Source organism: Nonomuraea sp. NPDC049784, assembly GCF_040659615.1.
Taxonomy (GTDB): domain Bacteria; phylum Actinomycetota; class Actinomycetes; order Streptosporangiales; family Streptosporangiaceae; genus Nonomuraea.
This window is the reverse complement of the sequence record NZ_JBFAMX010000850.1, coordinates 1-3,509: the sequence shown is the minus strand read 5'-3', so window position 1 is coordinate 3,509 and position 3,509 is coordinate 1. Positions and strand designations below refer to the sequence as shown.

General features: G+C 66.7%; 2 protein-coding genes. Both read right to left on the bottom strand.

What is annotated here, in order from left to right; translation table 11 throughout:
* Positions 1-175: 175 nt before the first annotated feature.
* Positions 176-1,171, bottom strand: coding sequence for an L-glyceraldehyde 3-phosphate reductase (gene mgrA / locus AB0J09_RS59745; protein ID WP_360712511.1), 996 nt, complete (start codon positions 1,169-1,171; stop codon positions 176-178).
* Positions 1,168-3,255, bottom strand: coding sequence for a S9 family peptidase (locus tag AB0J09_RS59740; protein ID WP_360712509.1), 2,088 nt, complete (start codon positions 3,253-3,255; stop codon positions 1,168-1,170). Before AB0J09_RS59740 ends, mgrA begins: the two co-directional genes overlap by 4 nt.
* Positions 3,256-3,509 lie beyond the last annotated feature (254 nt).

The following is a 3,509-nucleotide window of genomic DNA, read 5'->3' as shown; positions in this document are numbered from 1 at the left end:
GGGGCTGACCGTGGCGGGCGTGCCGGCCGAGCTGGCCACCTCGGCCGTGCTGCTGCACCGGCTCCTCACGTTCTGGCTCCCGGTGCTGCCCGGCTGGGCCTCCTTCACTTACCTCCAGCGGCACGAAGCTTTGTGAGAGAGCGAAGCGAACGAACCAATGGACGCAGCATTTCAATCACCGGGCCGACGAAGTCGGGCCGGTGATTTCGTCTATGGCCTGAAGCTCGTCCTTCGTGAAGGCGGGGCCGTCCACGCAGGCCACGTTGTCCTCGAGCTGCTTCACGCTGCTCGCCCCGATCAGCGTGCTCGTCACCCGCGGATCCCTGAGCGTCCACGACAGCGCCATCTGAGCCAGCGTCTGCCCCCGGCCCTTGGCGATCTCGTTGAGGTCGCGCGCCAGCTCGCGGTTGATCCGGTCCTCGCTCAGGAACCGGCTCGTGGCCGCCCGCGAGTCGGCCGGCACGCCTTCGAGGTAGCGGTCGGTCAGCACGCCCTGCGCCAGCGGTGAGAACACGATGCAGCCCATGCCCGCCTCCTCCACCGCGTCCAGCAGGCCGTCCTCGATCCACCGGTTGATCATCGAGTAGGACGGCTGGTGGATGAGGAGCGGCGTGCCCAGCTCGCGCATGATCCGCGCGGCCTGGGCCGTCTGTTCGGCCGAGTAGCTGGAGATGCCCGCGTAGAGCGCCTTGCCCGAGCGCACGGCCCGGTCGAGCGCCCCCATGGTCTCCTCCAGCGGCGTCTCCGGGTCGGGACGGTGGCTGTAGAAGATGTCGACGTACTCCAGGCCCATGCGCTCGAGGGACTGGTCGAGGCTGGCCAGGAGATACTTGCGCGAGCCCCACTCACCGTACGGGCCCGGCCACATGTCGTAGCCGGCCTTGGTGGAGATGATCAGCTCATCCCGATATTTCGCGAAATCCTCGCGGAAGATGCGCCCGAAGTTCTTCTCCGCCGAGCCGTACGGGACGCCGTAGTTGTTGGCCAGGTCGAAGTGCGTCACCCCCAGGTCGAAGGCGCGCCGCAGGATCGCCCGCGAGTTCTCGATCGGCCGGTTGTCGCCGAAGTTGTGCCACAGCCCCAGGGAGACCGCCGGCAGCTTCAGCCCGCTGCGGCCGCTGCGGTTGTACGGCTGCCGCTCGTAGCGCCGACCGTCGGCTTGATAGGTCACGAGGTGCCCCTCTCGATGATCCAGGACAGCGCGAAGGCCTCTTCGCGCCAGGCATCGTAGCGTCCGCTGCGGCCGCCGTGGCCTGCGCCCATCTCCGTCTTGAGCAGGAACGGCCCACCACTGGCCGTCGCCCGCAGCCTCGCGATCCACTTCGCCGGCTCGTGGTACATCACTCGGGTGTCGTTCAGGCTCGTGATCGCCAGGATCGGCGGGTACGGCCTGCCGTCCACGTTCTCGTACGGGGTGTAGCTCTTCATATAGGCGTAGACGTCGGGGTTGTGCAGCGGGTCGCCCCACTCGTCCCATTCGATCACGGTCAGCGGGAGCGACGGGTCGAGGATGGTGTTCAGCGCGTCCACGAACGGCACCTCGGCCACCACGGCCGCGAACTCCTCCGGCGCCAAGTTCGCCACCGCGCCCATCAGCAGACCGCCCGCGGAGCCGCCCCTGGCGATGATCCGCTCGCTCCAGCCAGTCGCCTTCAGGTGCCTGGCCACGGCCACGAAGTCGGTGAACGTGTTGCGCTTCCTGGTCAGCTTGCCGTCCTCGTACCAGTGGCGGCCCATCTCGCCACCGCCCCTGACATGCGCGACGGCGAAGACGAACCCGCGGTCGAGCAGCGAGAGCCTCGCGACCGAGAAGCCGGGGTCGATGGAGGTCTCGTAGCTGCCGTACCCGTACAGCACGGTCGGCGCGGGCTTGGCGGCGTCCTTGCGCTTCACGATGGAGACCGGGATCCTCGTGCCGTCCTCGGCCGTGGCCCACTCCCGGAACTGCTCGTAGTCGGCCGGGTCGTAGCCGCCCAGCACCGGGCGCTGCTTGAGCAGGATCAGCTCGTGTGTGTCGAGCTCGTAGTCGTACACGCTGGGCGGAGTGACCATGCTCGTGTACGCGAGCCTGAGCCTGGTGGTGGTGAACTCCGGGTTGCCCGCGGGGCCGACGTCGTAGAGCGGCTCGGGGAAGTCGATCTCGTACGCGTTCCGCTCGGCGGCCTCTATCCGCTCGCGCCCGTTCTGCGCGTCGGGATAGGGGAGGATCCGCAGGCCGGTCAGCCCGTCGCGGCGGAAGTGCACCACGGCGTGGTCGGAGAACGCGTCGATCTCCAGGAGCCTGGTGTCGTCCCGGTGGGCGATCAGCGGGGTCCAGGCGGCGGGGTCGTCGAGCGGCGCGGTGGCCAGCTCGAAGTTCTCGGCGTTCTCGTTGTGGAGGACGTAGAAGAAGTCGCCCGCGTGCTCGACGCCGTACTCGACACCCGTTTTCCTGGGGCGTACGACCTTGAACTCGCCCGTGGGATCGGTGGCGTCGAGAAGGCGCACCTCGCTGGTGATCTTGCTGCCCGCGCCGAGCACCAGATATTTCTCGCTGCGCGTAAGCCCGATGCCGACCCAGTAACGCTCGTCGGTCTCCTCGTAGACCAGCACGTCCTCTTCGGTGCCGAGGGTGTGCCGGTAGACCTGGTACGGGCGCCAGGCGTCGTCGACGCGCGTGTAGAAGAACGCCGAGCCGTCGGCCGACCAGGCGCCCCCGTAGAAGATGTCCTCGATCTCGTCGGGGAGCACCTCGCCCGTCTCGAGGTTCTTGAACTTGAGCGTGAATCGCTCGTCGCCCTTGTAGTCGGTCGAGTAGGCCAGCATCGTGCCGTCGGGCGTGACGGAGCTGGTGCCTATCGAGAAGAACGGGCTGTCGCCGGCGAGCTCGTTGCCGTCGAGAATCACCTGCTCGCGATCGAGCTGGACGCCCGGCGTGATCTCCGGGGGAGCGTCGCTGTCCGCGGGGACGCGGCAGGAGACGGCGTACTGCTTGCCTTCCTCCGTACGCGAGAAGTACCACCAGGAGCCCTTGCGGCTGGCCACGGACAGGTCGGTTTCCTGCGTGCGGCCCTTGATCTCCTGGAACACCTGCTCCTGGAGATCGGAGAGGTGAGCGGTCTCCTGTTTGAGGAATTCGTTCTCCGCCTCCAGATAGGCGGTGGTATCTGGATCTTCCTTGTTGCTCAGCCAGGCGTACTCGTCGATGACGGTGTCACCGTGGTGAGTGCGCTCCGTCGGGACCTTCTTCGCCACTGGCGGCGTGTTGCTGCTCACGTGGGGAGTCTATGTTCGGTCGTGATCGATCTGTGTCCGTAGAAGGAGAAGAACCGGCTCGAGGGGTCGGGAGCGCTGCTAATCTTGAACAGCTGCCGCGGTACGGCGCAACTCTTCTTCTCCTCCTTCGCTCCGGTGGACGTTCGTGTCCACTCGTGAGGGCTGGTAAGTTAGAGGGGTTGTCCCGGAAACGGGGCGGCACGGCTTAATTTCTGCAGATCGAGCAAGTCGGGTCAATTTGACAGGGACTTGAA